This is a genomic window from Starkeya nomas, assembly GCF_902703545.1.
Lineage (GTDB): Bacteria > Pseudomonadota > Alphaproteobacteria > Rhizobiales > Xanthobacteraceae > Ancylobacter > Ancylobacter moscoviensis.
In genome coordinates this window covers 1522507-1548469 of the sequence record NZ_CACSAS010000001.1, presented here as the reverse complement: position 1 = coordinate 1548469, position 25963 = coordinate 1522507, and the positions used below count along the sequence as shown (strand labels likewise).

Here is a 25963-nt window from a genome sequence, read left to right as displayed (position 1 = left end):
ACGATCCCCAGTCATTGTCAAACAATGGGAGGCGGCTGTCGCGGCCGACATATGCATGTGCCGTATGGTGCGCCTCACGGCGTCTCCCGGGTGCTGTCGCGACACGTGCCGCCGACACCTTTCGGGCCGGCGGCACGTGCGTGAACTGGAGGCCACGCCCGGAATCGAACCGGGGTGCACGGATTTGCAGTCCGCTGCGTAACCACTCCGCCACGTGGCCGACCGGGGATGCAGGACATCGCCCGATGGACCGGCGCGCCTCATAACAGAGCTCTCGCCGATGAGCAACGCGGGGAGGCGTCGGCGGTGGCACACAGTCGATCGCGACAGTGGACAGCGGCGCTGCGCCGCACGGCGGTTCCGCACGCGGGTACGGCCCGTTTTCTGCGCAGTCGCCGGGTTGCAGACTTGAAATCTTCAAGCCAAGGCGTGGAGAATGCTTGCATTGGGAGCGCGCGTGCCGCAATTCTGGCGCCGGCTTCCTGCGGCGGTATCTGAACGGACCGTCGCCCGTTTCGTTTCGAGGTTGTCGCCGAATGATCGATTTCGCCGAGATGCGCCGCGCCATGGTCGATGCCCAGGTGCGGGCCAACGACGTCACCGACCTGCGTATCGTTGCCGCCATGCTGGAGACGCCGCGCGAGCGTTTTGTGCCAGCTCCGCTGCGCAACTTTGCCTATATCGATGACGACCTGCTGGTGAAGGAAGGCGCTCCGGCTCGCTACCTGATGGAGCCGATGGTGCTCGCCAAGCTGCTGCAGGCGGCGGAAATCGGGCCGGATGCGCTTGTCCTCGATGTCGGCGCGGCGAGCGGCTATTCCACCGCCGTGCTGGCGAAGCTGGCGGGGCAGGTGGTCGCTCTAGAGGAAGACGCCGAGCTGGCGGGGCAGGGCTCTTCCCTCCTAGTCGAGCTCGGGCTGCTCAACGCCGCCTATGTTCAGGGGCCGCTGACCGCTGGTTGGCCGTCGGAAGCGCCCTATGACGTGATTCTGCTGAATGGTTCGGTCGATTCGGTTCCCGAGGCGCTGCTGGCCCAGCTCAAGCCCGGCGGGCGACTCGTCGCCGTAGTCGGACACGGGCGCGCGGGTCGCGCGAGCGTCTTCACCAACACCACCGGCGGTATCGGTTCGCGCATCGTTTTCGATGCGGCGGTGCCCACCCTGCCGGGCTTCGAGGCGCGTCCGGGCTTTGTTTTCTAACGGCTGGCAGCCGCTCTGTGGCTGATCTGCCGCGTGTGCGATTTAAATCGTCCGCTGATCAAACCGACCAGTTCACAGCCCTTCTTCGAGCACCTATTCTGCTGTTTCATGCAAAGAGAGTCGCCCTGGGGGCAGGTGGCTCCGATCAGTGAAGCGTTCGCAGAGGTTGGACCATGTGGCTGTCGGCTACCGGGGGGAAGGTTGTCGCGTTCGCGGCGGTCGCTTGTGTTGTAGGATTCGCCGCACCGGCTAAAGCGCAGACCCTCGATCAGGCCCTGGTGGCCGCTTATCGGAACAATCCCACCCTCAACTCCCAGCGCGCGGCGACGCGCGCGACGGACGAGTATGTGCCGATTGCCCTGTCGGGGTATCGACCGCAGGTCATGGGCAGTGCCTATGTCGGCATGCAGTGGGCGGAGACCCGCATCGATTCGAACGTGGCGGCCCTTCAGGGCACTGGCACGATGAGCAACCGGAAGACCAATCCTTCCGGCTTCGGCGTCACCATCAGCCAGACCATCTATGACGGGCTGAGGACCGCCAATTCGGTGCGCAGCGCCGAGTCGCAGGTGAAGGGCCAACGCGAGCTGCTCCGTAACACCGAGCAGCTTGTGCTGCTCGACGCCGCCACCGCCTACATGAACGTGCTGCAGAACACGGCGCTGGTGGATCTGCAGAAGCAGAATCTCGAAGCGCTGCAGGAAGAGCTGCGCGCGGCGCGCGACCGCTTCTCCGTCGGCGAGATCACCCGCACCGACGTCGCGCAGGCCGAGGCGAGCGTGGCGACCGCGCAGAGCGATCTGGCATTGGCAAACTCGAACCTGAATACCGCCAACGCGGTCTTCTTCCAGGTGATCGGCCTGCGTCCGACCAAGCTGTCGCCCGGCCGGCCGATTGACCGGCTGCTGCCGAAGAGCCTCAATACGGCGGTCGAGTTCGGTCTGACGCGACACCCGGCGGTGAAGGCGGCCGAATTTGCCGTCGATGCCGGCTTCTCCAACGTGAAGGTGGCGGAGGCGGCCTTGTCGCCCACGCTCACCCTCAACGGCACCGCCTCGTCCGACTACAACAGCGCCAACAGCGTCGAGCGGCAGACCGCCGCTTCGGCCACGCTGAACCTCACCGTGCCGATCTATCAGGGCGGCGCGGAATACGCGACGATCCGTCAGAGCAAGGAAACCCTTGGCCAGCTGCGCATCGAGGTGGACGTGAACCGCGAGCAGGTTCGCGCCAACGTCGTGCAGTACTGGGGCGCTCTGGAAGCGGCCAAGGCGGCAATCGAATCGGCGCAGGCTTCCGTGGCGGCGAACGAGATCGCGCTGCGCGGCGTGCGCGAGGAGTGGCGCGTCGGCCAGCGTACCACGCTCGATGTGCTGAACGCGCAGACCGCGCTGTTCGACGCCCGCGCCAGCCTCGTTATCGCCCAGCGCGACCGCGTGGTCGCCTCGTACGCAGTTCTGTCGGCCAGCGGCGAGCTGGGGGCGACCCGCCTCGGCCTCAAGGTTCCGATCTACAATCCGCAGGTGCACTACAATCAGGTGCGTGATGCCTGGATTGGCGTGCGCACGCCCGGCGGCCAGTAAGCGGCATGAGACGAAGCGCGCGCCGGACAAAATCCACAGCCATCAGATTGTCATGGCTTGGCGCGCAGCTTCGGTCGGTGCACGGTTTACAAAGTCTTAACGGGTGATTCGCGCGATGCGCGGCCGCACTGTCCGCGCGCGGCGTCGTCTGAGCGATCGGAAAGAAGCGCATGTCGGTAAGTGCGAGGGCCAACGAGCCGTCCATGGAGGAGATTCTGGCCTCCATCCGGCGGATCATTTCCGACGAGGTCGCCGTCGAGCCAGCATCGCCCCAGCCCAGCCCGGCCCAGCCCGAGCCCCGCTCCGCCCCGCGCGATGCCTTCGCCCCGCGGGAGCCGCTGGCCGGCCGGTCTTCCACATCGGGCCGTGAATCGTCGGGGATCGGTGCTCCGGATCCATCGACGCGACTTTTCGCGCCAGTTGCGGTCCGGTCGCCGGTGAGTGAGCCCGCGTTCTCGCCCCCGCCGCGCCCTGTGCGGAGCGCTCCGGCGCCGATCTCGTCGATGCGCCCGGCGATGCCGCTTACCTCTGTGCCGCTGCCCCTCGTGTCGGCGCCTTTCTCACCCGCTCCGGCCCAGGATCGGTCGGAGACGACCGGCTTCGTCAGGCCGGATAGTGCGCCGGCCGTCGACCCTTTCGCGCCGCGGGCGCGAAGCGCTTCTGCCGCGCCCGCGTTGCATGCGGTGACGCGGGTCGCGCGCGTGACGCCCCCCGTTGAAGCTTTCCCTTCCGTGCCGGAGAGCGACGATCTCGACACGCCGCTCGGTTCGGCCTTGTTCGATCTGGCCCTGGTGGAGCAGGCGGTTCAGGCGGAGCTGGCGCATGTTTCCGCCGAAGCGGCCGCGTCCCGGTTTTCCCCGCTGCCGCCGCGCGGTGCCGAGACGGCCGCTCCAGTTGCCGATGCCGACGCGGCGGCCCTCGCCGTGCCGGTCGGTTCGACCCTCGTAGAGGAGACCATCGAGATGCAGGCCAAGTCCGAAGCAGCCGCGCGGTCCGTCCTGGACGAGGCGGAAGTGATCGCCACCACTCCCACGCGGGAGACGCCGGTGCCTTTCCCCCCGCGGACGACGGCGCCGTCGCGTCTGGAGACGCGTCCCGTCGAACCGCGCTTCGGCGCCGCCAGCCGTCCGGCCACCAGCACGGAGCCGGCGGCTACCGAGGCGACCCGCGAGCGGCTTGTTTCCGGCTCGGCCAGCAACGCTGTTTCGGCGGCTTTCGGCTCGCTGCAGCGGACGGTGACGTCGAACTCTCGCACGGTTGACGATCTCGTGACCGAAGCGATCCGGCCGATGCTCAAGGCTTGGCTCGACGAGAACCTCCCGACGCTGGTCGAGCGTCTGGTGCGTGCCGAGATCGAGCGCGTCGCCCGTCAGGGCCAGTGAAACATGAAGGAGAGGCGGGGCTGATTCCGCCTCTTCCACACGCCACCTGTCCTTTGGCGTGTTGACTTGAGCCATCGGCTCCGCTTTCTCTCGCACCCTCTTCATTCGAGGTGCCGGAGCCAAAATGCTCGACAACAGGTTCGATCCCGCCGCAGTCGAAGACCGCATCTACCAGACTTGGCTGGATGCCGATGCGTTCAAGGCCGGGCGTCCCGAGCGGGCAGGGGCCGATCCCTACTGCATCGTCATTCCGCCGCCGAACGTGACCGGCTCGCTCCATATGGGGCACGCGCTCAACAACACGTTGCAGGACATTCTCTGCCGTTTCGAGCGCATGCGCGGCAAGGACGTGCTCTGGCAGGTCGGCACCGACCACGCCGGCATCGCCACGCAGATGGTGGTCGAGCGCCAGCTCGCCGAACGCCAGCTTCCCGGACGCCGCGAACTGGGCCGCGAGGCCTTCGTCGAGCGCGTCTGGAAGTGGAAGGAAGAATCCGGCGGCACCATCATCAACCAGCTCAAGAAGCTCGGCGCGTCCTGTGACTGGTCGCGCGAACGCTTCACCATGGACGAGGGCCTGTCGCGCGCCGTCCTCAAGGTGTTCGTGCAGCTCTACAAGGAAGGGCTGATCTACAAGGACAAGCGGCTGGTCAACTGGGACCCGAAGTTCCAGTCGGCCATCTCCGATCTGGAGGTGCTTCAGGTCGAGGTGAAGGGCCATCTCTGGCATTTCCGCTATCCGCTGGCCGACGGCGTCACCTATCCGCACCCGGTCGCCTTCGACGAGAACGGCCAGCCGACCGAGTTCGAGACGCGCGACTACATCGTCGTCGCCACCACGCGACCTGAGACCATGCTGGGCGACACCGCGGTTGCGGTCCATCCGGAGGACCCACGCTATCAGGGCCTCGTCGCCGCCGACGCGAAGGTGCGGCTGCCGCTGGTCGGCCGGCTGATCCCGATCGTCGCGGATGAATACTCCGACCCGACCAAGGGCACGGGCGCGGTGAAGATCACCCCGGCGCACGACTTCAACGACTTCGAGGTCGGCCGGCGGCACGACCTGCCGATGATCAACGTGCTCGACGCCGAGGCGCGCCTGACTCTGGCCGGCAACGCCGACTTTCTCGATGACGCCGTGACGGGCGCCGATCTCGACGCCGTGCTGGCGCTGGAAGGTCAGAGCCGCGAGGCGGCGCGCAAGGCCATCGTCTCCCTGATGGAGGAGCGCGGGCTGCTCGACCGGATCGAGCCGCACACCAACATGGTTCCCCATGGCGACCGTTCCAACGTGGTCATCGAGCCGTGGCTCACCGACCAGTGGTACGTCGATGCCCATACGCTCGCCCAGCCGGCGCTCGCCGCCGTGCGCGAGGGTCGCGCGGGTTTCGTACCAAAGAACTGGGAGAAGACCTATTTCGAGTGGCTGGAGAACATCCAGCCCTGGTGCGTCTCGCGCCAGCTCTGGTGGGGCCACCAGATCCCGGCCTGGTATGGGCCGGACGGGACGGTCTTCGTCGAGGAGACGGAGGAGGAGGCCGTCGCCGCCGCGCTCGCCCATTGCGTGCAGGCCGGCATCATCACCGACGCCGAGGCCAAGGAACTGGCCGTCGACGCCGACAAGCGCGCGAACTTGATCACCCGCGACGAGGATGTGCTCGACACGTGGTTCTCCTCCGCGCTGTGGCCGTTCTCGACGCTTGGCTGGCCCGACGAGACGCCGGAATTGAAGCGCTACTACCCGACCTCGGTGCTGATCACCGGCTTCGACATCATCTTCTTCTGGGTCGCCCGGATGATGATGATGGGCCTGCATTTCATGGACGGCGAAGTGCCGTTCAAGGACATCTACATCCACGCCCTCGTCCGCGACGAGAAGGGCGCCAAGATGTCGAAGTCCAAGGGCAATGTGATCGATCCGCTCGATCTCGTGGGCAAGTACGGTGCCGACGCGCTGCGCTTCACGCTCGCGGCCATGGCCGCGCAGGGGCGCGACATCAAGCTGGCGACCAGCCGCGTCGAGGGCTATCGCAACTTCGCGACCAAGCTCTGGAACGCCGCGCGCTTTGCCGAGATGAACGGGTGTGGGCGGGATCCGGCTTTCGATCCGTACAAGGTCGAGACGACCCTGAACCGCTGGATTCTCGGCGAGACCCAGCGGGCCGGGCTGGAGATCACCGAGGCACTGGAGGCCTACAAGTTCAACGAGGCGGCGGGCGCCGCCTATCGTTTCGTGTGGAATATCTTCTGCGACTGGTATCTGGAGCTCGCCAAGCCCGTCTTCACCGGCGGTGACGCGCAGTGGAAGGCCGAGACGCGGGCGACGACGGCCTTCGTGCTCGACGAGATTCTCAAGCTGCTGCACCCGTTCATGCCGTTCCTCACCGAGGAGCTCTGGGCGCGCACCGCCGAGGGCGGCGCTGCCCGCGCGAGCCTTCTGGCGCTTGCTGCCTGGTCGAAGCTCGACGGGATGGAAGCCCCCGAGGCGGAGGCTGAGATCGGCTGGCTGGTCGATCTGGTCACCGAGATCCGCTCCGTCCGTGCCGAGATGAACGTGCCGGCCGGAGCCCAGATTCCGCTGGTGCTCGTGGGAGCGAACGCCCTCACCATCGACCGGGTGGGCGCCTGGCAGGATGCTCTGGTCCGGCTCGCCCGCCTGTCCGCCATCGCCTTCGAGCCGGAAGCGCCGGCTGGGTCGGTACAAGTCGTCGTGCGTGGCGAGACGGCGGCGCTGCCGCTTGCCGGCATTATCGACATGGATGCGGAAGCGGCGCGGCTTTCGAAGGAGCTCGCCAAGGCTGCCGACGATATCGCCAAGGTCGATGCCAAGCTCGGCAATGCCGACTTCATCCGACGGGCGCCGGAAGAGGTGATCGAGGAGCAGCGCGAGCGGCGCGAAAGTGCCGAGGCGCGGGCGGCCAAGATTCGCGAGGCGCTCGTCCGTCTGGGCAAGGCCGCCTGACGGCGGACTGCGGACGGGGGCCGGGGCCGCAATGGCGTTCATCGAGGCTTTCGAGGCGAGCGACTTCGCCTCGACCATCATCAGCCTCCTCGTTGCCTTCGCGATGGGGACGCTGATCGGGGCCGAGCGGCAGTACCGCCAGCGGACGGCCGGCCTGCGCACGAACGTGCTGGTGGCGGTCGGCGCCTGCCAGTTCGTCGACATGGCCATGCATCTCGCCGGCCCGGACGGAGCGGTGCGGGTGGTGGCCTATGTGGTCTCCGGCATCGGCTTCCTCGGTGCCGGCGTGATCATGAAGGAAGGCACCAATATTCGCGGCCTGAACACGGCGGCGACGCTCTGGTGTTCGGCAGCGGTCGGCGCCTGCGCGGGGGCCGACCTGCTGGCGCAGGCGGTTCTGCTCACCTTGTTCGTGCTGGCGGGCAACACGATGCTGCGTCCGCTGGTAACGGCCCTTGAGCGCCTTCCGCGCGACGACGAGGCAACCGAGGCGGTCTACGAGATTGGCATCCGCGTGCCGGCGGCGCAGGCCTCCGATGCCCGCGCCCGGCTGATATCCCAGCTGGAGGCCGCGCGGCTGCCGGTGGACGAGGTGGAGATCACCGACCGGCCATCCGGCGAGAGCGAGGTGCGCGCCACGCTGGTCAATACCTCGCTACGCTCGGCCGAGCTTGACGCCGTGGTGGCGAAGCTGCGGACTTTACCCGGTGTGGCGTCGGGCGACTGGACGCGGAGCAGTTCCGACTAACGAGGGAGCATTTCAGCTCGCCTGCGGGTTCGGCGGCACCGGAGGATGTGAGGCATCTGTGGAAGCCGGGGGCAGCAGCCGGTCGAGCTCGGCGCGCAGGCGCTCGATCACATCCGCCGCTTCGGACAGTTCATCCTCGACCTTGTCGCGCGGAAACCGTTCGAGGTCCGCCGCCATGGCCCTCAGCCGCTCGACGATGTTGCCGCTCGACATGTGGTTCTTCCTCCCTTTGCAGCCGCGCATCGGCGCGCGGTCCACGGGGCATAACATACCCGCCTCGGCCCCATATGACGGAACAATGACGCCGGATCGTCCGCCGGCGATCGGGAGTGAGGCCGAGGGCGCGAGCCGTGTCTGCCTGACAAGCCTCGGGGCGATTACTTGAAGGAAAGCGCTGCCGCCGACAGCGCGCGGGAGATGGGTATCTCGAAAGAGATTTTATTATAAAACAGTGATTTATGGGGATTTCCGAGTGCGGCATTGACGGCGCTGTGTCGCGGGCGGGAAGCGTGCAAGGGCGTTCCGCAGCCGTGTCGAAGCTGCAACAGTGTCACGCATTCGCAACCATAACCCGAGCCGAACGCCGAGGCGCCGCGAAGCCGCCACAAACCGGCACGAAATCCGACTGATAGACGGAGGATAGTAGTGTCCGGGTGCAGTTACCCGAGTGAACCTCCGCGCCGGGATGCGTGAAGTAGACATGAACGTCAGGACCATCATCGACAAGCGGAACTTGCCGAGCCGTCATGTGACGGAAGGTCCGGCGCGTGCCCCGCACCGCTCCTATCTCTATGCCATGGGCCTGACCCGCGAGCAGATTCATCAGCCGCTGGTAGGGGTCGCTTCCTGCTGGAACGAAGCCGCGCCGTGCAACATCTCGCTGATGCGCCAGGCGCAGGCGGTGAAGAAGGGCGTCGCGGCGGCCAACGGTACGCCGCGCGAGTTCTGCACCATCACCGTCACCGACGGCATCGCCATGGGCCACGAGGGCATGAAGGCCTCGCTGGCGTCGCGGGAGGTCATCGCCGACTCGGTCGAGCTGACCATGCGCGGCCACGCCTATGACGCGCTGATCGGCCTCGCCGGCTGCGACAAGTCTCTTCCCGGCATGATGATGGCGATGCTGCGCCTCAACGTGCCGTCGATCTTCATCTATGGCGGCTCGATCCTGCCCGGCTCCTACCGGGGCCAGCCGGTGACGGTGCAGGATCTGTTCGAGGCGGTCGGCAAGCACTCGGTCGGCGCCATGTCGGACGACGATCTCGACGAGCTGGAGCAGGTGGCCTGCCCGTCGGCCGGCGCCTGCGGCGCCCAGTTCACCGCCAACACGATGGCAACCGTTTCCGAGGCGATCGGCCTCGCGCTGCCCTATTCGGCCGGCGCACCCGCGCCCTACGAGATCCGCGACAAGTTCTGCATGGCGGCCGGCGAACAGGTGATGGACCTGGTCGCCCGCAACATCCGCCCGCGCGAGATCGTGACCCGCAAGGCACTGGAGAATGCCGCGACCGTGGTCGCCGCCTCGGGCGGTTCCACCAACGCCGCGCTGCATTTGCCGGCTATGGCGCACGAAGCCGGCATCAAGTTCGACCTGTTCGACGTCGCCGAGATCTTCAAGCGCACGCCCTATATCGCCGACCTCAAGCCGGGCGGACGCTATGTCGCCAAGGACATGTTCGAGGCCGGCGGCATCCCGCTGCTGATGAAGACGCTGCTGGAACACGGATTCCTGCACGGCGATTGCCTCACCGTGACCGGTCGCACCATCGCGGAGAACCTCGCCTCGGTGAAGTGGAACCCGCACCAGGACGTGGTGCGCCCGGCGAACGATCCCATCACCGCCACCGGCGGCGTGGTTGGCCTTCAGGGCAATCTCGCTCCGGATGGAGCCATCGTGAAGGTGGCGGGGCTGAAGAATCTGAGGTTCACCGGCCCGGCGCGCTGCTTCGATGGCGAGGAGGCCTGCTTCGAGGCCGTGACCAACCGTGCCTATGAGGACGGTGAGGTTCTGGTCATCCGTTATGAGGGGCCCAAGGGTGGTCCCGGCATGCGGGAAATGCTGTCCACCACCGCCGCGCTCTATGGACAGGGCAAGGGCGACAAGGTGGCGCTGATCACGGACGGACGCTTCTCGGGCGCCACGCGCGGCTTCTGCATCGGCCATGTCGGGCCGGAGGCGGCCGTCGGCGGCCCGATCGGGCTGATCCGCGACGGCGATATCATCACTATCGACGCAATCGAGGGCACGCTGGACGTGGCGCTCTCGGACGAGGAACTCGCCGCCCGCAAGGCGGAGTGGAAGCCCCGTCCTTCGCCCGTCGGCTCGGGGGCCATCTGGAAGTTCGCGCAGGCCGTGGGGCCCGCCCGTGAGGGCGCGGTCACCCATCCCGGCGGCGCGGCCGAGACAACGTGCTATGCGGATATTTGACCGTTCGGCCCTCAGGCCATTCCTCGTTGTGATCGCCGTCGCGCTGGCGCCGTCGCTGGCCTCGGCCTTTGACGGCACGCCGGGCAGCGACGGCGGGCCGGTGAAGTCCGGCGTGGCCGGCAAGCCGCGCACGGTGGAGGAGATCGTCCGTCTTGGCGCGCAGGCGCTGCGCTCGGGCGAGACCGAGAAGGGCATCGACTCGCTGCGCTACGCGGCCGATCAGGGCCATGCGGGCGCGCAGTGGAAGCTCGGCCGTATGTATGCGGAAGGCGAGGGCGTCGAGCGCAACGACATCAAGGCGTTCGAATATTTCAGCCAGATCGCCAACATGCACGCCGACGACAACCCGGCGGCGCCGGAAGCCCGCTTCGCGGCGGACGCCTTCGTCGCGCTCGGCGCCTACTATCTGGTAGGCATCCCCAACAGCAAGGTGCGCCGCGACACGACCCGCGCGCGGGACATGTTCGCCTACGCCGCCTCCTATTTCGGTGACCCGGCCGCGCAGTACCATCTCGCGCGCCTCTATATCGACGGCGACGGCGTTGACCGCGATCCGCGCTTCGCGGCCCGCTGGCTCGGGCTTGCCGCCCATAAGGGCCAGTACCAGGCGCAGGCGGCGCTCGGTGGGCTGCTGTTCAAGGGCGATGACGGGATACCGCGTCAGGCGGCGCGCGGCCTGATGTGGCTGACCCTGGCGCGCGACGCGGCCGCCGGCCCGGACGACAAATGGGTGGTGGAACTCTACGAGGACGCCTTCGCCAATGCCTCGTCCGACGAGCGCGCCATGGCGCTGGTCTATCTCGAACAATACATGAAGGCCGACCGCTGAGCGGTTTAGGCCTCGCCGAGGGGCTCAGGCCTTGAGCGCCAGCTCCGCCCAGACGGGCACGTGATCGGACGGCTTTTCCCAGCCGCGCACGTCCTTGTCGATACCGACCGCCCTTAGCCGGTCGGTAGCCTGCGGCGACAGCAGCAGGTGGTCGATGCGGATGCCATTGTTCCGCTGCCAGGCTCCGGCCTGATAATCCCAGAAGCTGTAGAGCCCGGGCGCGTCGGTTGTCGTCCGCAGCGCATCCGTCATGCCGAGATTGAGAATCTCGCGGAAGGCCGCGCGGGTTTGCGGCAGGAAAAGCGCATCGTTCACCCACGCCTCAGGATGAGCGGCATCCTCCGGGCCGGGAATGACGTTGTAGTCGCCGCAGACGATCAGTGGCTCCTCATAGCTGAGGCGGCTTGCGATGTGCGCCTTCAGCCGCTTCATCCAGCCGAGCTTGTACGGGTATTTCTCAGTGTCGACGGGGTTGCCGTTCGGCAGGTAGATGCCGCAAACGCGCAGCACGCCCTCGCTCGTCGACACCACGACCTCGATGAAGCGCGACTGCACGTCGTCATCGTCGCCCGGCAGGCCGGAGGTCACCTCGTCGAAGGGCAGGCGCGAGAGCACCGCGACGCCGTTGAAGCCCTTCTGCCCGTGCACCGCGACATTGTAGCCGAGGGCTTCGAAGGCCTCGCGGGGGAACGCCTCGTCGACGCACTTGATTTCCTGCAGGCAGACGACGTCCGGCTTCGTCTCCTGCAACCAGGCGACGGCGTGTTCCTGCCGCTGCTTGATCGAGTTGACGTTCCAGGTGGCGATGCGCATCGGGACCTCGTGCGGGGCGGTGAATCGGGCCGCCAGTCTACAGCACCGGCAGCAGCCGGCGCACGATCAGCGCGGAGGAGAGGGCGACCTCGTCCACGAACTGGCGGAAATCGAAATGGGACTGGCTGCCGGCGAGATCCGAGAGCGCGCGCACCACCAGCCACGGCACCCCGAAGGCGACGCAGACCTGTGCCATCGCCGCGCCCTCCATCTCCACCGCCGCGCCGCCGAGTTCGCGGAACAGGCGCTCGCGCAGCGTCTCGGAATTCACGAACTGGTCGCCGGTGAGGATGCGTCCATAGTGCAGGCGTGGCGGCTTTTTGCCGCCGCCGGCCGAGAGCGGGGCAAGGCTGAGTTCTTCCAGAGCGGCACGCACACGGGCGATCAGGTCGCCATCGGCGGCATGGCCGAGTTCGTCGTGAGGGTTGAAGAAGGGCTGGTGGCCCGCCTGATAGACGACGAAGCCATCCTCGGCGGTATAGCCGGCGTCATGCTGCACGACGTGATCGGCGATCACCACGTCGCCGATGGCGAGTTCCGGATCGAGACCGCCGGCGATGCCGGAAAACAGCAGGACGCGGCAATCGAAACGCTCGATCAGCAGCGTGGCGGCGACCGCAGCGTTCACTTTGCCCATGCCGGCCCGCGCCAGCACCACCGCATGACCGTCGAGCCGGCCGGCATGGAAGACCATGCCGGCGCGCTCGGTAACCTCGGCGCCGGTCAGATTGTCGGCGAGGAAGGCGAATTCCTGCGGAATGGCGCAGAGAACGGCGACCGGCCCCATCACAGGGCGAAGCTGGTGCCGCAGCCGCAGGAGGCCGTGGCGTGGGGATTCTCGATGCGGAACGAGGCGCCAATCAGATCGTCGACGAAATCGATGTTCGAGCCGGACATGAATTCCAGCGAGACGGGATCGATCACCACTGTCGCCTTGCCTTCGGCGATGACGATGTCGTCCGCCTCGCGCTCGCGGGTAATGTCGAACTTGTACTGGAAGCCGGAGCAGCCACCGCCTTCCACGCTGACGCGCAGCATGCTTTGAGGCGGCTCGGCACTGAGAATCTCCGCGATACGCCGCGCTGCGCTGGCGGTGACGCCGACCGAAACGGCGGCGACTTCGGGAGAAGCGTTGTCTGTCGAAGGGTTTGCGCTCATGTCGCGTACTTCGGGTTGAATATGACCTGTCCGAATAGTTAAGTGCTGCCGCCCCCGAGTCAAAGGGGCTTCACGAGGGTTTGGCAGGGAGATCGCGCATGGCGGTGGCCGGGGCGGAGCCGCGCGCGCCATGGGCGTCGAGGGCGGAGGATAGTCGTGGCCGGCTTTATCCGGAGCCGGGCGCCGATGCGCGCAGTGCTTTTCGGCGCGACGCCGATCGCATCATTCATTCCAGTGCCTTCCGCCGTCTCGCCTACAAGACGCAGGTCTTCTCCTATCACGAGGGAGACCATTACCGCACGCGCCTGACCCATACGCTGGAGGTGGTGCAGGTCGCCCGCTCCATCGCCCGTGCGCTGGGCCTCGACGAGGATCTGAGCGAGGCGCTGGCGCTGGCGCATGATCTCGGTCATCCCCCCTTCGCCCATGCCGGCGAGCGCGTTCTTGATGCCTGCATGCGTGCCTATGGCGGCTTCGATCACAATGCCCAGTCGCTGCGCGTCGTGACCCGGCTGGAAAACCGCTATCCCGATTTCGACGGGCTGAACCTCTCCTGGGAGGTTCACGAGGGCATCGTGAAGCACAACGGCCCGCAGCAGGCGCCGTTGCCGCACGCCATCGAGGTGCATGCCGAGCGGCAGGACCTGTGGCTGTGGAGCTGGCCATCGGCCGAGGCGCAGGTCGCCGCCATCGCCGACGACATCGCCTATGACGTGCACGATCTCGACGACGGGCTGCGTGCCGACCTGTTCGGGATCGATGAGCTGAAGGACCTGCCACTGGTCGGCGCCATCATCGCCGGTATCGAGGAGCGCTGGCCGGGCCTCGACCGCTCGCGTTTCATCCATGAGCTCGGGCGCCGCATGATCACGGCGCTCATCGCCGACGTGGTGGGCGAGGCGCACCGGCGCATTTCTGCGGCCGGTCCTTCGAGTGCGGATGATATTCGCCGACTCGGCCGGCCGATGGTCGGCTTCTCGGCCGGGACGGCCGAGGCGGAGAGGGCCATCAAGTCCTTCCTGTTTCCCCGGATGTATCGTCATCCGCGTGTGGTGCGGACCATGGAAGCGGCCGGTGATGTCGTGCGCGAGCTGTTCGAGCGCTACATGGCGGACACCGATGCGCTGCCGCCGGAGTGGCGTGCCAGCGTCGAAGGCCGGACGGAGGCGGCGCGGGCGCGTCGTATCGCCGATTTTCTGGCCGGGCAGACCGACCGCTATGCGCTCGCCGAGCATGCCCGTCTCTTTGACAGGGCAGCGGAACTGCGGTAGCGCCAGCCACCCCTTGTCGGGCCTGCCGTGCCGGGAGTTTTCCAGAATGAACCTGTTCGCGATCTTCGCCGATCACGTCCGCGATGCCGTCGGCCAGCTTATCGCCGAGGGCGCCGTGCCCGCCGGCATCGATACGGCGCGCGTGGTGGTCGAGCCGCCGCGCGATCCCAGCCATGGCGACCTCGCCACCAACGCGGCGATGGTGCTGGCCAAGGATGCGGGCCTGAAGCCGCGCGATCTCGCCGAGAAGCTCGTCGCCCGGCTGGTGACCCTGCCCGGCGTGGCGAAGGTGGATGTCGCCGGCCCCGGCTTCATCAACATCGCGCTCGATGCGTCCTATTGGCCGCGCGTGGTCGCCGCCGTGCTCGAGGCGGGGAGCGGCTATGGCCGCACGGATGCTGGCGCCGGACAAGCGATCAATGTGGAATATGTCTCCGCGAACCCGACCGGGCCCATGCATGTCGGCCATTGCCGGGGCGCCGTGTTCGGTGATGCGCTGGCGAACCTTCTGGCTTTCGCCGGCTGGAAGGTGACGCGCGAGTACTACATCAACGATGCCGGTGCGCAGGTCGACGTGCTCGCCCGTTCGGCCTTCCTGCGCTACCGCGAGGCGCTGGGGGAGGCGATCTCGATTCCCGAGGGGCTCTATCCCGGCGACTATCTCGTTCCGGTCGGCAAGGCGCTGGTGACGAAGTACGGCCGCACCCTGCTCGACAAGCCCGAGAACGAATGGCTGCCGCTGGTGCGCGACGTTTCGATCGACGCAATGATGGCGATGATCCGCGGCGACCTTGCCGCGCTCAACATCCATCACGAGGTTTTCTTCTCCGAGCGCACGCTGCACGCCCGGCCGAACGGCGCGCCGAGCATCATCGACCGCATGCTGGAGAGCCTGCGCGCCCGCGATCTCGTTTATGAAGGCCGCCTGCCGCCGCCGAAGGGCCAGCCCGTCGAGGACTGGGAGGACCGCGAGCAGACGCTGTTCCGCGCTATGCAGTTCGGCGACGACGTCGACCGTCCGCTGATGAAGTCGGATGGCGCCTACACCTATTTCGCGGCCGATATCGCCTATCACAAGGACAAGTTCGATCGCGGTTTCAAGCGCATGATCGACGTCTGGGGCGCCGATCATGGCGGCTACGTCAAGCGCATGCAGGCGGCGGTGAAGGCGGCCACGAACGGCGAGGGCAGCCTCGACGTCGAGCTGTGCCAGCTCGTGCGGCTGTTGCGGAACGGCGAGCCGGTGAAGATGTCGAAGCGGGCGGGGGACTTCGTGACCCTGCGCGATGTGGTCGACGAGGTGGGCCGCGACGCGGTGCGCTTCATGATGATCAACCGCAAGAACGATGCGGTGCTCGACTTCGATCTCGCCAAGGTGATCGAGCAGACGCGCGACAACCCGGTCTTCTACGTCCAGTACGCCCATGCCCGGGCGAGCTCGATCCTGCGCAACGCGAAGGAGGCTTTCGCGGACCTGCCGGACGCGGCATCCGCCTTCGCCGGCGAGGACCTGACGCTGCTGAGCGACGAGGGGGAGATCACCCTCATCAAGCAGATCGCCAGCTATCCGCGGATCATCGAGCAGGCGGCGGTCGCCCGCGAGCCGCACCGGCTGGCCTTCTACCTCTATGAGCTCGCCAGCGCCCTGCATGCACAGTGGAATCGCGGGAAAGACCTGCCACATTTACGCTTCATTATCGAAGATGATCGAAAGTCAACCTACGCGCGGCTGGCGCTTGTGCACGCAGTCGCGCTGATCATCGCTTCGGGACTTTCCGTTCTTGGGGTCGATGCTCCCAAAGAAATGCGGTGAGCGCGTCGCGCGACGGATCGTTCGACCTGCCGCCGCCGCTAGGCCGCCCTCCGGGCGGTTATCGATAACGCGCTGCGAACAGGTTCTGTGAAATGGGCAACGACACCATGCGCAATCGGCAGGAAGTTCCGGCCGAGGATCCGCTCGCCGAACTTGCCCGTATGATGGGGCAGGAAGACGAGTTCGCCGATCTGCTGCGCCAGTCTCAGGCGGCGCGCCGTCCGGCGACTCCCGCGTCCCGTGCGCCGCAGCCGGCTGCGCCTCCGCCGCGCCCCGTTGCTCCGCGCGCGCCTGCTGAAGCCAGACGTCCGGCGCCGGGCTCGTTCGCCGCGCTTGCCGCCGAAGTCTATAGCGAGGGCACCCATCGCCCGGCATCCCCGCCGCCGCGTCCGCCCGAGCGCCCCGTCGCGGAGCGTCCCGCCGAGCCGCGTGCGCCGCTGGCTCGTGCCCCGGAACCGCGTCCCGCCGAGCCTCGTGCGCCCTATGTGCCGCCGCGTCCGCAGCCGACCGAGCCGCGCCGTCCCGCGCCTTCGGCATCGTTCGACAGCGAGCAGTTCTCCGACAACATCGCCGACGCGGTCTCGCGCGCTCTGGGCCAGCCTTTCGATCCGGCGGCGCCGTCGCCGCGTTCGCAGGCTCGCGCCGAAACCCCGCGTCCCGATGCCCCGCGCGCTGAAGCGCCTCGTGCCGAGACACCCCGGGTCGAGGATGCGCCCCGTGCGGCTGCCGCGCGGGGCGAAGCTGAAGAGGGCGCTCCGCCCGAGGCGCGTCTTCCGTCCTGGATGGCCCGTTCCGCCGCTGCCGCGCGTGCGGCCGAGGCGCCGGCCTCCGCCCCCTCGGCCACTGCCCGAGGGCAGGCGCCGCGCCCCGGTCAGGCCTTCGAGCCGGACGAGGACGCCTATGATTATGGACGCTCCGCCGCTGATTACGATGACGGCGACGCGGGCGAGCCGGATTCCTACGAGGTTTACGAGGTCGACGAAGACCTGCCGCGGCGCGGGCGTCGCCGGCTGCTTCTGGTCGGTGTGGCCGTCATTGCCCTCGTCGCCGCCGGCGCCGGTGCCATCATGTTCCTGTCCGGGCCGAAGGGCACGCAGGTGGCGAGCGGTGAGCCGCCGGTGATCCGGGCCGACCAGGGGCCGAACAAGGTCGTGCCGAGCCAGCCGGTTCAGGAGCCGACGAGCGACGGTCAGAAGCTCATCTATGATCGCGTGGGCGGCAGCCCGACGACGGGCAACGAGCAGGTGGTCTCCAGCGAGGAGCAGCCGGTCGATGTCTCGCAGGCTGCCCAGCCGCAGCCGCGCGTGATCCAGACGGCGCCGCCCGCGGCCGCGCCGTCCTCGGCTGCTCCCGCCAACGCCGCCGAGCCGAAGCGCGTGCGTACGCTCACCGTCCGGGCGGACGGAACCATCGTGGAGGACGGCACCGATTCCGCCCCGACTCCCGTCGCCGCCGCTCCGGTCCAGTCTTCCGCGCAGCCGACGGTTTCGGCGCCGATCCCGCTGAACTCGGGCACGGGTGAGCCGGTGTCCACCGATCCGACGCCGCTCGCCTCCACGCCGTCCATTGTCGACAATGTTTCGGCCAATACGCAGCCGGCGCGTGTGGCGGCGGCTCCGGCTCCGGCAGCGGCCTCTGCGCCGGCTCCGGCCGGCAACTATGTCGTCCAGATCGCGTCGGTGCGTTCGGAGGCGGAGGCCCAGTCGACCTGGCGCTCGATGCAGTCGAAGTATCCCGGCATTCTCGGCAACCAGCCCTTTGCCGTCCGTCGCGCCGATCTCGGCGACCGTGGCGTCTATTATCGCGCCCAGGTGGGCTCGTTCTCCTCGCGTGACGGTGCGGTGGCTCTCTGCGAGGCGCTGCGTGCGCAGGGCGGCGACTGCATGGTTCAGCGTAACTGATCCGGCGGCGTTTCCCGACATGAGCCAGTCCACGGCGCCGCGCGCCTTCATTACCGGGTGCGCCGGCACCTTCTTCACGCCCGACGAGGTCGACTTCCTGCGGGAAGCCGCCCCCTGGGGGCTGATCCTGTTCCGCCGCAATGTCGAGGCGCCGGCGCAGGTAGCCGCGCTGGTCAATGCCTTCCGCGCCATCGTCGGGCGCGAGGATGCGCCGGTGCTGATCGATCAGGAAGGCGGGCGGGTGCAGCGCCTCGGGCCGCCGCACTGGCCGGTCTACCCGCCGGCGGAAGTGTTCGCCCGCCGCGCCGAGGATGGCGATCCGCAGGCTGCGGCGACCGCGGCGCGGCTCGGCGCGCGGCTGATGGCGACCGACCTCGCGGCCGTCGGCATCAATGTGGATTGCGTTCCCTGTGCCGATCTCCGCCTGCCGGAGGGCCATGGCATCATCGGAGACCGGGCCTATGGTTCGACGCCCGTGCAGGTCGCGGCGCTCGCCCGTGCGGCGGCGGAAGGGCTGATGAGCGGTGGTGTCCTGCCGGTTCTCAAGCACATTCCCGGCCATGGCCGGGCGCGTGCCGACAGTCATGAGAGCCTGCCGGTCGTCGAGACGTCGCGGGCGGAACTGGAGGCCACGGACTTCGAGCCGTTCCGCCTGCTGGCGGACCTGCCGCTCGGCATGACGGCGCATGTCGTCTACACGGCGATAGACCCGGACCGTCCGGCGACGACGTCGAAGCGCGTGATCGACGAGATCATCCGCGGCCATATCGGTTTCGATGGCGCGCTGATGAGCGACGACCTCTCCATGGGCGCCCTTGCCGGCTCGCTGGCCAGCCGGGCCGAGGCCTCCTTTGCCGCCGGCTGCGACCTGGCTCTGCACTGCAATGGCCGCATCGACGAGATGCGCGAAGTGGCGTCGCGCTCGCCGGTACTGGAGGGGGAGGCGGCACGACGCTGCGCTGCGGCCCTCGCGCGGATCGCGCCGGTCGAGGAAATGGTGCTGAGCGAGGCACGCGCGCGTTTTTCGGATATGATCGCGGCGTCGTGAACGCCAGCCGCGGTCTGCCATGGTTCAAAGCCAGTTCTCGTTCGAAGCGGATGCCGTGCGCCAGGCGGGCGATCCCGCGCTGGTGGTCGACGTCGACGGCTTCGAAGGGCCGCTGGACCTGCTGCTGGCGCTGGCGCGCACGCAGAAGGTGGACCTCTCGCGGATATCCATCCTCGAACTTGCCGAGCAGTATCTGCACTTCGTCGACGAGGCGCGACGCATAAGGCTGGAACTCGCTGCCGACTACCTCGTCATGGCGGCCTGGCTCGCCTATCTGAAATCGCGCCTGCTGTTGCCGGACCCTCCGAAGGAGGAGGGGCCGAGCGCTTCCGAACTCGCGGCTGATCTCGCCGAGCGGCTGCGCCGGCTGGAGCGCATCCGCGCCGCCGCCGCCCATCTCGCCACCCGCGACCGTATCGGCCACGAGGTCTTCCCGCGTGGCGCCCCGGAGCCGCTGGTGCCTTCCGGCCCGGTGGTCTACGAGGCGACGCTTTATGACCTGCTCGCCGCGTACGGGGCCCAGCGCCAGAAGATGGCGCTTTCCCATGTGCGCTTCGCGCCCCGCAACGTCATCTCGCTGGCCGATGCGCGCGAGCGGCTGGAGCGGCTGCTCGGCCGTCTGGCGCTGCACGGCGAATGGGCGCGCCTCGACGGCTTCCTGCTGAACTGGATCGCCGATCCCAAGATGCGGGCGACGGCGCTCGCTTCGGGTTTCTCTGCGACTTTGGAAATGGTGCGCGAGGGGCTGATCGAGGTGCAGCAGGATGACGCTTTCGCGCCGATCTGGATCCGGAGCCGAGGCGACGCCGGGCCGGAGGAGGGGGCATGAGCGCGGAGGCCGCCCGTTCCGTTCGCCCGGCACATGAAGATGTTGAGCAGGAAGCGCCGGCTGTGGTGTCGCGGCCGGGGCGCGATCCGGCATTGCGCCTGCTCGAGGCCATGCTGTTCGCCGCCGGCGAGCCGCTCGACGAGGCGACTATCGCTGCGCGGCTGCCGGAAGGCGCGGATGTGCGCGGGCTGCTCGCCGACCTTTCGGCCGATTATGCCGACCGGGGATTTAATCTCGTTCGCGTGGCCGGGAAGTGGATGCTGCGCACCGCGCCCGATCTCGGCTTCCTGCTGGCGCGCGACAAACCGGAGCCGCGCCGCCTGTCGCGTGCGGCGCTCGAGACGCTGGCGATCATCGCCTATCACCAGCCGGTGACGCGCGCGGAGATCGAGGAAATCCGTGGTGTCTCGACCAACAAGGGCACGCTCGACGTGCTCCTCGCGTCCGGCTGGATCCGGTTGCGCGGCCGCCGCCGCAGCCCCGGACGGCCGGTGACCTACGGGACGACGGAGACCTTTCTCGTTCACTACGGGCTGGACAGCATCGGCGACTTGCCGGGCCTCGATGAACTGCGCGGCACCGGCCTGATTGACGCGCGGGTCTCCGCGGGCCTAACGGTGCCCTTGCCGAGCGACGATCCGGCGCTGAAGGACGATGAGGATCCGCTGGAGCCGGAATTCGACCTGTCCTTCGCGCCCGAGCCGGACGAGGGCGAAGAGTACGGGGGCGAGGACGAGGAAGGCTGACGCCTTCCAATCCTCGCCAGCGACAGGAGAACCCGCATGTATCACGCGCTGGCCCGCACCCCGGTCTCCCTCGCCAGCCGCCTGACGCTCGAAGACGTGCGTCATGGCTATGACGAGGTGGAGGCCGTGCGCGGTGTCTCCCTCACCATCGAGCCGGGTGAGATCATCTGCTTGCTCGGTCAGTCCGGTTGCGGAAAGACCACGCTGCTGCGGCTGATCGCCGGTATTGAGCGCCCGTCGAGCGGGCGTATCCTGCTCGACAAGCAGGTGGTGGCCGGACCGGGCATCTTCGTGCCGCCGGAGAAGCGCAATATCGGCCTCGTCTTCCAGGACTATGCGCTGTTTCCCCATCTCACCAACGTGCAGAACGTCGCCTTCGGTCTGCGGGCGCTGAAGCCGGCGGAGGCGCATGACGAGGCGGTCCGCGCGCTTCAGAGAGTGCGGCTGGAGGAGCACGCGGGCGACTATCCACATGCTCTTTCCGGCGGCGAGCAGCAGCGCGTCGCCCTGGCCCGCGCGCTCGTGCCGCGCCCCGGCATTCTCCTTATGGACGAGCCGTTCTCCGGGCTCGACAGTCGGCTCCGGAGCAGTGTGCGCACCGAAACGCTCAAGGTGCTGCGCGACGCCCGCGCGACCTGCATCATTGTCACGCACGACCCCGAGGAAGCCATGCGGCTGGGCGACCGTATCGCGCTGATGCGCAAGGGCGTGCTGGTTCAGGTGGGCACGCCGGAGGATCTCTACCTCCACCCGGTGGACCTCGATGTCGCCCGTTTCTTCTGTGAAACCAACGAGGTGGAGGGAGACGTCACCGGTGGCCACGTCGTGACCCCGCTCGGGTCTTTCGCCGCACCCGGCCTCGCCGAGGGTACGCCGGCGGTTGCCGCCATCCGGCCGCAGGGGATCGAGCTCATGGCCCCCGGCTCGGGCGTGCCGGGTCGAATCGTCAATCACCGTTTTCTCGGTGAACTCGACCTCTACGAGGTGGCCGTGGCGGGGCTGGATCGCCCTTTGGTCGCAAGACGTCGCACCAAGGCGGGCCTATTGCGTGGGCATGACGTCGGAGTGAACATCGAGCCGGCGGAGGTCCTTGTCTTCGCCACGGGCCGGCCCTAGTGTCCGGGTTCAATTGCGATGCGCGGCCGCGAGGGGCCTGCGGCGTTTCGGACAGGGAGTTGGTGTTATGGGTTCGTTGAGCATCTGGCATTGGATCATCGTGCTGGTGGTGGTGCTCCTCCTCTTCGGTCGCGGCAAGCTGTCCGAGCTGATGGGTGATGCCGCCAAGGGCATCAAGGCTTTCAAGAAGGGCATGGCTGACGACGAAGAGACGCCGGCGAAGCCGGCGGAGCCGGTGCGTTCGATCGAGCATCCGTCCAAGGTGGAAGCCGAGCAGACCAAGGTCAGCTGATTTCAGCCTGTCGGCCTCACGGATCGGGGAGGGCCGCGGATCGCGGCCCCGGCTTAACGCATGTTTGATATCGGCTGGTCCGAGCTTCTGGTGATCGGCGTCGTCGCCCTCGTGGTGATCGGGCCGAAGGAATTGCCGCGCGTCCTGCGCACCGTCGGGCAGGGCGTCGCCAAGCTGCGGCGCATGGCGGGCGAGTTCCAGGGCCAGTTCAACGAGGCGCTGCGCGAGGCGGAGCTGTCCGACCTCAAGGATAATGTCAGCGCGCTCAAGAACGATCTTTCCGGCCTCGCCGCGGATGCACGCAACTCCATCTCGAACGCGATTCCGACCAACCCCCTGCAGGATATCGAGACGGAGCTGAAGGCACCGACCGGCAGCGTGGAACGCGCCGATCTGCCGGTGGCAGGCACCGCGTCGGCATCGGATGCGGTGGCGGACCAGCTTCCGCCCCCGGGCGATCTGGAGCCGCACCCCTTCGAGACCATCGAAGAAGAGGTGCGCACCGCTGCCGCTCAGCTGGAGCCGGCGAAGACCGAGCCGGTCAAAGCGGAAGCCGCCAAGAGCGAGCCCGCCGGGACCGAGGGCAAGACCGCGGCCGCAAAGACGGAGCCGGCCGTCGCGCAGGCCGCGGCGGACGCTAAGCCGAAGCGTAGTCGGATTGCCGCCAAGCCGCCGGCGAAGGTTGCGGCATCGGCCGAAGCGACGCCGAAGAAACCTGCCGTCCGGCGCGCGCCGCGCAAGAGCGCTACCGTCGAGCCCGAAGTGTCGGCTGCCGTCGCTGATCTCGACGCGCCGGCACCCGCGCGCAAGCCGGCCTCGAAGGCCGAACCGAAGGCGATCGGCAAGGTGGCGGCGAAGCCGCGCGCCAAGGCGAAGCCTGATACCGGCAATGAAGGGCCGGCCGCATGAGCCAGGATGACATCGACGCCTCCAAGGCTCCGCTGATCGAACACCTGATCGAGCTGCGCGCGCGGCTGATCAAGTCGCTGATCGCCTTCTTCATCGCCTTCATTGCCTGCTTCATGCTGGGCAAGTTCATCTACAACATCCTGCTCTGGCCCTATGAGTTTGCGGCCGGCGGGACGGAGCACGTGAAGCTCATTTACACGGCGCCGCAGGAATTCCTGTTCACGCAGATCAAGCTCGGCATGTTCGGGGCGGCGTTCATCTCCTTCCCCATCGTGGCGACGCAGATCTACATGTTCGTGGCGCCGGGCCTCTACAGCCACGAGCGTAACGCCTTCCGGCCCTATCTCATCGCGACGCCGGTGTGCTTCCTCATCGGGGCGGGCTTCGTCTATTTCGTCGCCATGCCGCTGGCGATGACCTACTTCCTCTCCATGCAGCAGATGGCGGGGCCCGGCTCGGCGGAAATCTCCATGCTGCCGCAGGTCAGCGAATATCTGTCGCTGATCATGACGCTGATCTTCGCCTTCGGCATCTGCTTCCAGCTGCCGGTGGTCCTGACCCTTCTGGCGCGGATCGGCATCGTCACCTCCGACCAGCTCAAGAAGTTCCGCCGCTACGCCATCGTCGGCGTGTTCGTCCTGGCGGCGGTGCTGACGCCGCCGGATGTGGTCAGCCAGTTCGCTCTGGCCATCCCGACCTTGCTTCTCTACGAGGTCTCGGTCTACCTCGTGCGCGTCATCGAGAAGAAGCGCTCGGCGGCAGAGGCGACGGAGAGTTCCGCCGCCTGAGGCGGATGGTTCTGAAGGACGGACTTCCATGCATGACATCAAGTGGATCCGCGAGGAGCCGCGCGGTCTTGTCGACGCGCTGGTGCGGCGCGGCACGATCGAGGCCGAGGCGCAGGCGCTGGTCGATGGCCTGATCGCGCTCGACGAGCGCCGCCGGAGCGGCATCGGCAAGCTGGAAGAGCTACAGGCCCGTCGCAACGCCGCCTCCAAGGAGATCGGCGCCGCCAAGAAGGACGGCCAGAACGACCGCGCCGAGGCGCTGATGGCCGAGGTCGCCGCGCTCAAGACCGACATTCCCGCGCTGGAAGAGGACGTGAAGGCGGCCGAGGCCGAGCTGTTCGAAAAGCTCTCCGCCATCCCGAACGCGCCGCTGGCCGAGGTTCCTTTCGGCAAAGACGAGCACGACAATGTCGAGTTCACGCGCTTCGGCGAGAAGCGCGCCTATGCCTTCACGCCGAAGCAGCATTTCGAGATCGGCGAGGCGCTCGGCCAGATGGATTTCGAAGCCGCGGCAAAGCTCTCCGGCGCCCGCTTCGTCGTCCTGAAGAACAGGCTGGCGCGGCTGGAGCGCGCCATCGGCCAGTTCTTCATCGACACGCACACGACCGAGCATGGCTATACCGAGGTCGCACCGCCCGTGCTCGTGCGGGACGAGGCGATGTTCGGAACCGCGCAGCTTCCGAAGTTTCGCGAGGACCAGTTTCCGGCGGGCGAGGGCTTCTGGCTCATTCCCACCGCCGAGGTGCCGCTGACCAACCTTGTGGCCCAGTCCATTCTCTCGGAGGAGGAGCTGCCGCTGCGCCTCACCGCACTCACCCCCTGTTTCCGCGCCGAGGCCGGTGCGGCGGGGCGCGATACGCGCGGGATGATCCGCCAGCACCAGTTCAACAAGGTGGAGATGGTCTCCATCACCACACCCGAGAAATCGCTGGAGGAGCAGGAGCGCATGCTCGCCTGCGCGCAGGCGGTGCTGAAGAAGCTCGACCTGCACCACCGGGTGGTGACGCTGTGCACCGGCGACATGGGCTTCGCCTCGGCCCGTACCTTCGACATCGAGGTGTGGCTGCCGGGGCAGGACGCCTATCGCGAGATTTCGTCGGTCTCGACCTGCTCCGATTTCCAGGCGCGCCGCATGAACGCGCGCTACCGTCCGAAGGACGCGAAGTCCCCGCGCTTCGTCCACACGCTCAACGGTTCGGGCGTGGCGGTGGGGCGCGCCATGGTGGCGATCCTCGAGAACTACCAGAACGAGGACGGCTCGGTGACGGTGCCGGACGTGCTGGTGCCCTATATGGGCGGGCTGACGAAGATCGAGCGGTAGAGCGAGAAGGGGACGGAACGGGCGATGCGCATCCTGGTCACGAACGACGACGGCATCCATGCTCCGGGGCTCGACGCCTGCGCGCGGATCGCGCGCGCGCTGTCGGACGATGTGTGGGTGGTGGCGCCCGAGTTCGATCAGTCGGGCGTGTCGCACTCCCTCTCGCTCTCCGATCCGCTGCGCCTGCGTCAGGTGGAGGAGCGGCGCTTCGCCGTGAAAGGGACACCGACTGACTGCGTGATCATGGCCGTCCGGCACATATTGAAGGACGCCAAGCCCGACCTCGTGCTCTCGGGCATCAATCGCGGCCAGAACGTCGCCGAGGATGTGGGCTATTCCGGCACCGTCGCCGGCGCCATGGAAGGCACGGTGCTCGGCATTCCTTCCATCGCGCTGTCGCAAGCCTATGGCCTCGAGACGCGGAAGGCGCCTCCCTATCACGTGGCGGAGCACTGGGGCCCGAAGGTCGTGCGCACGCTGCTGGACGAAGGGATTCCGGAGGGCATCCTCGTCAACGTGAACTTCCCCAACCGTCCCGTCGACGAGGTGAAGGGCATCGCGGTCACGGCGCAGGGGCGGCGCAATCAGGACCTGCTGCGCATCGACGAGCGGGCGGATGGGCGCGGCAATCCCTATTTCTGGATCGCCTTCGAGAAACGCATCTTCGATACCGTGAACGGCTCGGACCTCCATGCGCTCGATCAGGGCTGCATCTCGGTCACGCCGCTGCGGCTCGACATGACCGACGAGCCGATGATGACGCGGCTCGCGCAGCTATTCTCCCGCTGATACCCCTGCGGTAAAAGCGACGGGGAGGAAGACGGCCC

23 protein-coding genes and 1 tRNA gene are annotated in these 25963 nt (G+C 67.6%); 19 read left to right on the top strand and 5 right to left on the bottom strand.

The window, feature by feature from the left end; all coding sequences use genetic code 11:
* Positions 1-146: 146 nt before the first annotated feature.
* Positions 147-220, bottom strand: a tRNA-Cys gene (locus tag STARVERO_RS07460).
* A 316-nt stretch (positions 221-536) separates the two neighbouring features.
* On the opposite strand from STARVERO_RS07460, the gene STARVERO_RS07455 reads away from it, so the two are divergent.
* The 5 genes from STARVERO_RS07455 to STARVERO_RS07435 all read left to right on the top strand — a co-directional run bounded on the left by STARVERO_RS07455 (position 537) and on the right by STARVERO_RS07435 (position 7874).
* On the top strand, positions 537-1199 hold the full coding sequence (locus STARVERO_RS07455) for a protein-L-isoaspartate O-methyltransferase family protein (protein ID WP_159598401.1): 663 nt from the start codon (positions 537-539) through the stop codon (positions 1197-1199).
* Positions 1200-1372: 173 nt separating this feature from the next.
* Positions 1373-2782 (top strand): TolC family outer membrane protein, encoded by a 1410-nt coding sequence (locus tag STARVERO_RS07450; protein ID WP_144343390.1) that lies wholly within the window; start codon positions 1373-1375, stop codon positions 2780-2782.
* Positions 2783-2985: 203 nt separating this feature from the next.
* Positions 2986-4164 carry a DUF2497 domain-containing protein gene (locus STARVERO_RS07445; protein WP_159598400.1) on the top strand — a complete coding sequence of 393 codons (1179 nt, stop codon included), beginning with the start codon at positions 2986-2988 and terminating at the stop codon, positions 4162-4164.
* A 124-nt stretch (positions 4165-4288) separates the two neighbouring features.
* Positions 4289-7126 (top strand): valine--tRNA ligase, encoded by a 2838-nt coding sequence (locus tag STARVERO_RS07440; protein ID WP_159598399.1) that lies wholly within the window; start codon positions 4289-4291, stop codon positions 7124-7126.
* A 31-nt stretch (positions 7127-7157) separates the two neighbouring features.
* Complete coding sequence (locus STARVERO_RS07435) at positions 7158-7874, top strand: MgtC/SapB family protein (protein ID WP_144343393.1); 717 nt, start codon at positions 7158-7160, stop codon at positions 7872-7874.
* 12 nt (positions 7875-7886) lie between these two features.
* Here STARVERO_RS07435 and STARVERO_RS07430 read toward each other — a convergent pair whose 3' ends face one another.
* A complete protein-coding gene (locus STARVERO_RS07430) occupies positions 7887-8087 on the bottom strand; it encodes a hypothetical protein (protein WP_144343394.1) in 201 nt (66 codons plus the stop codon).
* A 487-nt stretch (positions 8088-8574) separates the two neighbouring features.
* Here STARVERO_RS07430 and ilvD point away from each other — a divergent pair, with 487 nt between their 5' ends.
* Together ilvD and STARVERO_RS07420 are read left to right on the top strand one after the other, a co-directional pair.
* Positions 8575-10302, top strand: a complete 1728-nt coding sequence (gene ilvD / locus STARVERO_RS07425) for a dihydroxy-acid dehydratase (RefSeq protein ID WP_159598398.1) — start codon at positions 8575-8577, stop codon at positions 10300-10302.
* On the top strand, positions 10289-11131 hold the full coding sequence (locus STARVERO_RS07420; protein ID WP_418655054.1) for a tetratricopeptide repeat protein: 843 nt from the start codon (positions 10289-10291) through the stop codon (positions 11129-11131). Before ilvD ends, STARVERO_RS07420 begins: the two co-directional genes overlap by 14 nt.
* A gap of 24 nt (positions 11132-11155) precedes the next feature.
* On the opposite strand, the gene xth is transcribed toward STARVERO_RS07420, so the two are convergent.
* From xth to STARVERO_RS07405, 3 genes are read right to left on the bottom strand one after another with little or no spacing between them, the layout of a single operon-like run.
* Positions 11156-11944 (bottom strand): exodeoxyribonuclease III, encoded by a 789-nt coding sequence (gene xth, locus STARVERO_RS07415; protein WP_159598397.1) that lies wholly within the window; start codon positions 11942-11944, stop codon positions 11156-11158.
* 37 nt (positions 11945-11981) lie between these two features.
* Positions 11982-12731: a 5'-methylthioadenosine/adenosylhomocysteine nucleosidase gene (locus STARVERO_RS07410; protein ID WP_144343397.1), complete on the bottom strand. Its 750-nt coding sequence runs from the start codon at positions 12729-12731 to the stop codon at positions 11982-11984.
* Positions 12731-13102: a HesB/IscA family protein gene (locus STARVERO_RS07405; protein WP_159598396.1), complete on the bottom strand. Its 372-nt coding sequence runs from the start codon at positions 13100-13102 to the stop codon at positions 12731-12733. Before STARVERO_RS07405 ends, STARVERO_RS07410 begins: the two co-directional genes overlap by 1 nt.
* Positions 13103-13200: 98 nt before the next feature.
* Here STARVERO_RS07405 and STARVERO_RS07400 point away from each other — a divergent pair, with 98 nt between their 5' ends.
* From STARVERO_RS07400 to surE, 12 genes are all read left to right on the top strand, one after another.
* On the top strand, positions 13201-14373 hold the full coding sequence (locus STARVERO_RS07400) for a deoxyguanosinetriphosphate triphosphohydrolase (RefSeq protein ID WP_159598395.1): 1173 nt from the start codon (positions 13201-13203) through the stop codon (positions 14371-14373).
* 46 nt (positions 14374-14419) lie between these two features.
* Positions 14420-16186, top strand: coding sequence for an arginine--tRNA ligase (gene argS, locus STARVERO_RS07395; protein ID WP_159598394.1), 1767 nt, complete (start codon positions 14420-14422; stop codon positions 16184-16186).
* 92 nt (positions 16187-16278) lie between these two features.
* Positions 16279-18087 (top strand): SPOR domain-containing protein, encoded by a 1809-nt coding sequence (locus STARVERO_RS07390; protein WP_159598393.1) that lies wholly within the window; start codon positions 16279-16281, stop codon positions 18085-18087.
* 19 nt (positions 18088-18106) lie between these two features.
* The gene (gene nagZ / locus STARVERO_RS07385; RefSeq protein WP_159598392.1) at positions 18107-19135 is read left to right on the top strand and encodes a beta-N-acetylhexosaminidase; all 1029 of its coding nucleotides are present in this window, start codon (positions 18107-18109) and stop codon (positions 19133-19135) included.
* Between the two features lie 19 nt (positions 19136-19154).
* The gene (locus tag STARVERO_RS07380) at positions 19155-19964 is read left to right on the top strand and encodes a segregation and condensation protein A (protein WP_159598391.1); all 810 of its coding nucleotides are present in this window, start codon (positions 19155-19157) and stop codon (positions 19962-19964) included.
* Complete coding sequence (scpB, locus tag STARVERO_RS07375; protein WP_159598390.1) at positions 19961-20710, top strand: SMC-Scp complex subunit ScpB; 750 nt, start codon at positions 19961-19963, stop codon at positions 20708-20710. Before STARVERO_RS07380 ends, scpB begins: the two co-directional genes overlap by 4 nt.
* Before the next feature lie 36 nt (positions 20711-20746).
* A complete protein-coding gene (locus STARVERO_RS07370) occupies positions 20747-21826 on the top strand; it encodes an ABC transporter ATP-binding protein (RefSeq protein WP_159598389.1) in 1080 nt (359 codons plus the stop codon).
* 67 nt (positions 21827-21893) lie between these two features.
* A complete protein-coding gene (locus STARVERO_RS07365; RefSeq protein ID WP_144343406.1) occupies positions 21894-22118 on the top strand; it encodes a twin-arginine translocase TatA/TatE family subunit in 225 nt (74 codons plus the stop codon).
* 60 nt (positions 22119-22178) lie between these two features.
* Complete coding sequence (gene tatB, locus STARVERO_RS07360) at positions 22179-23027, top strand: Sec-independent protein translocase protein TatB (protein ID WP_159598388.1); 849 nt, start codon at positions 22179-22181, stop codon at positions 23025-23027.
* A complete protein-coding gene (tatC, locus tag STARVERO_RS07355) occupies positions 23024-23815 on the top strand; it encodes a twin-arginine translocase subunit TatC (RefSeq protein ID WP_144343408.1) in 792 nt (263 codons plus the stop codon). Before tatB ends, tatC begins: the two co-directional genes overlap by 4 nt.
* A gap of 28 nt (positions 23816-23843) precedes the next feature.
* Positions 23844-25136 (top strand): serine--tRNA ligase, encoded by a 1293-nt coding sequence (gene serS / locus STARVERO_RS07350; RefSeq protein ID WP_159598387.1) that lies wholly within the window; start codon positions 23844-23846, stop codon positions 25134-25136.
* A 24-nt stretch (positions 25137-25160) separates the two neighbouring features.
* Entirely contained in the window at positions 25161-25925 is a 765-nt protein-coding gene (surE, locus tag STARVERO_RS07345; protein ID WP_144343410.1) for a 5'/3'-nucleotidase SurE, read from the top strand.
* Positions 25926-25963: the final 38 nt, after the last annotated feature.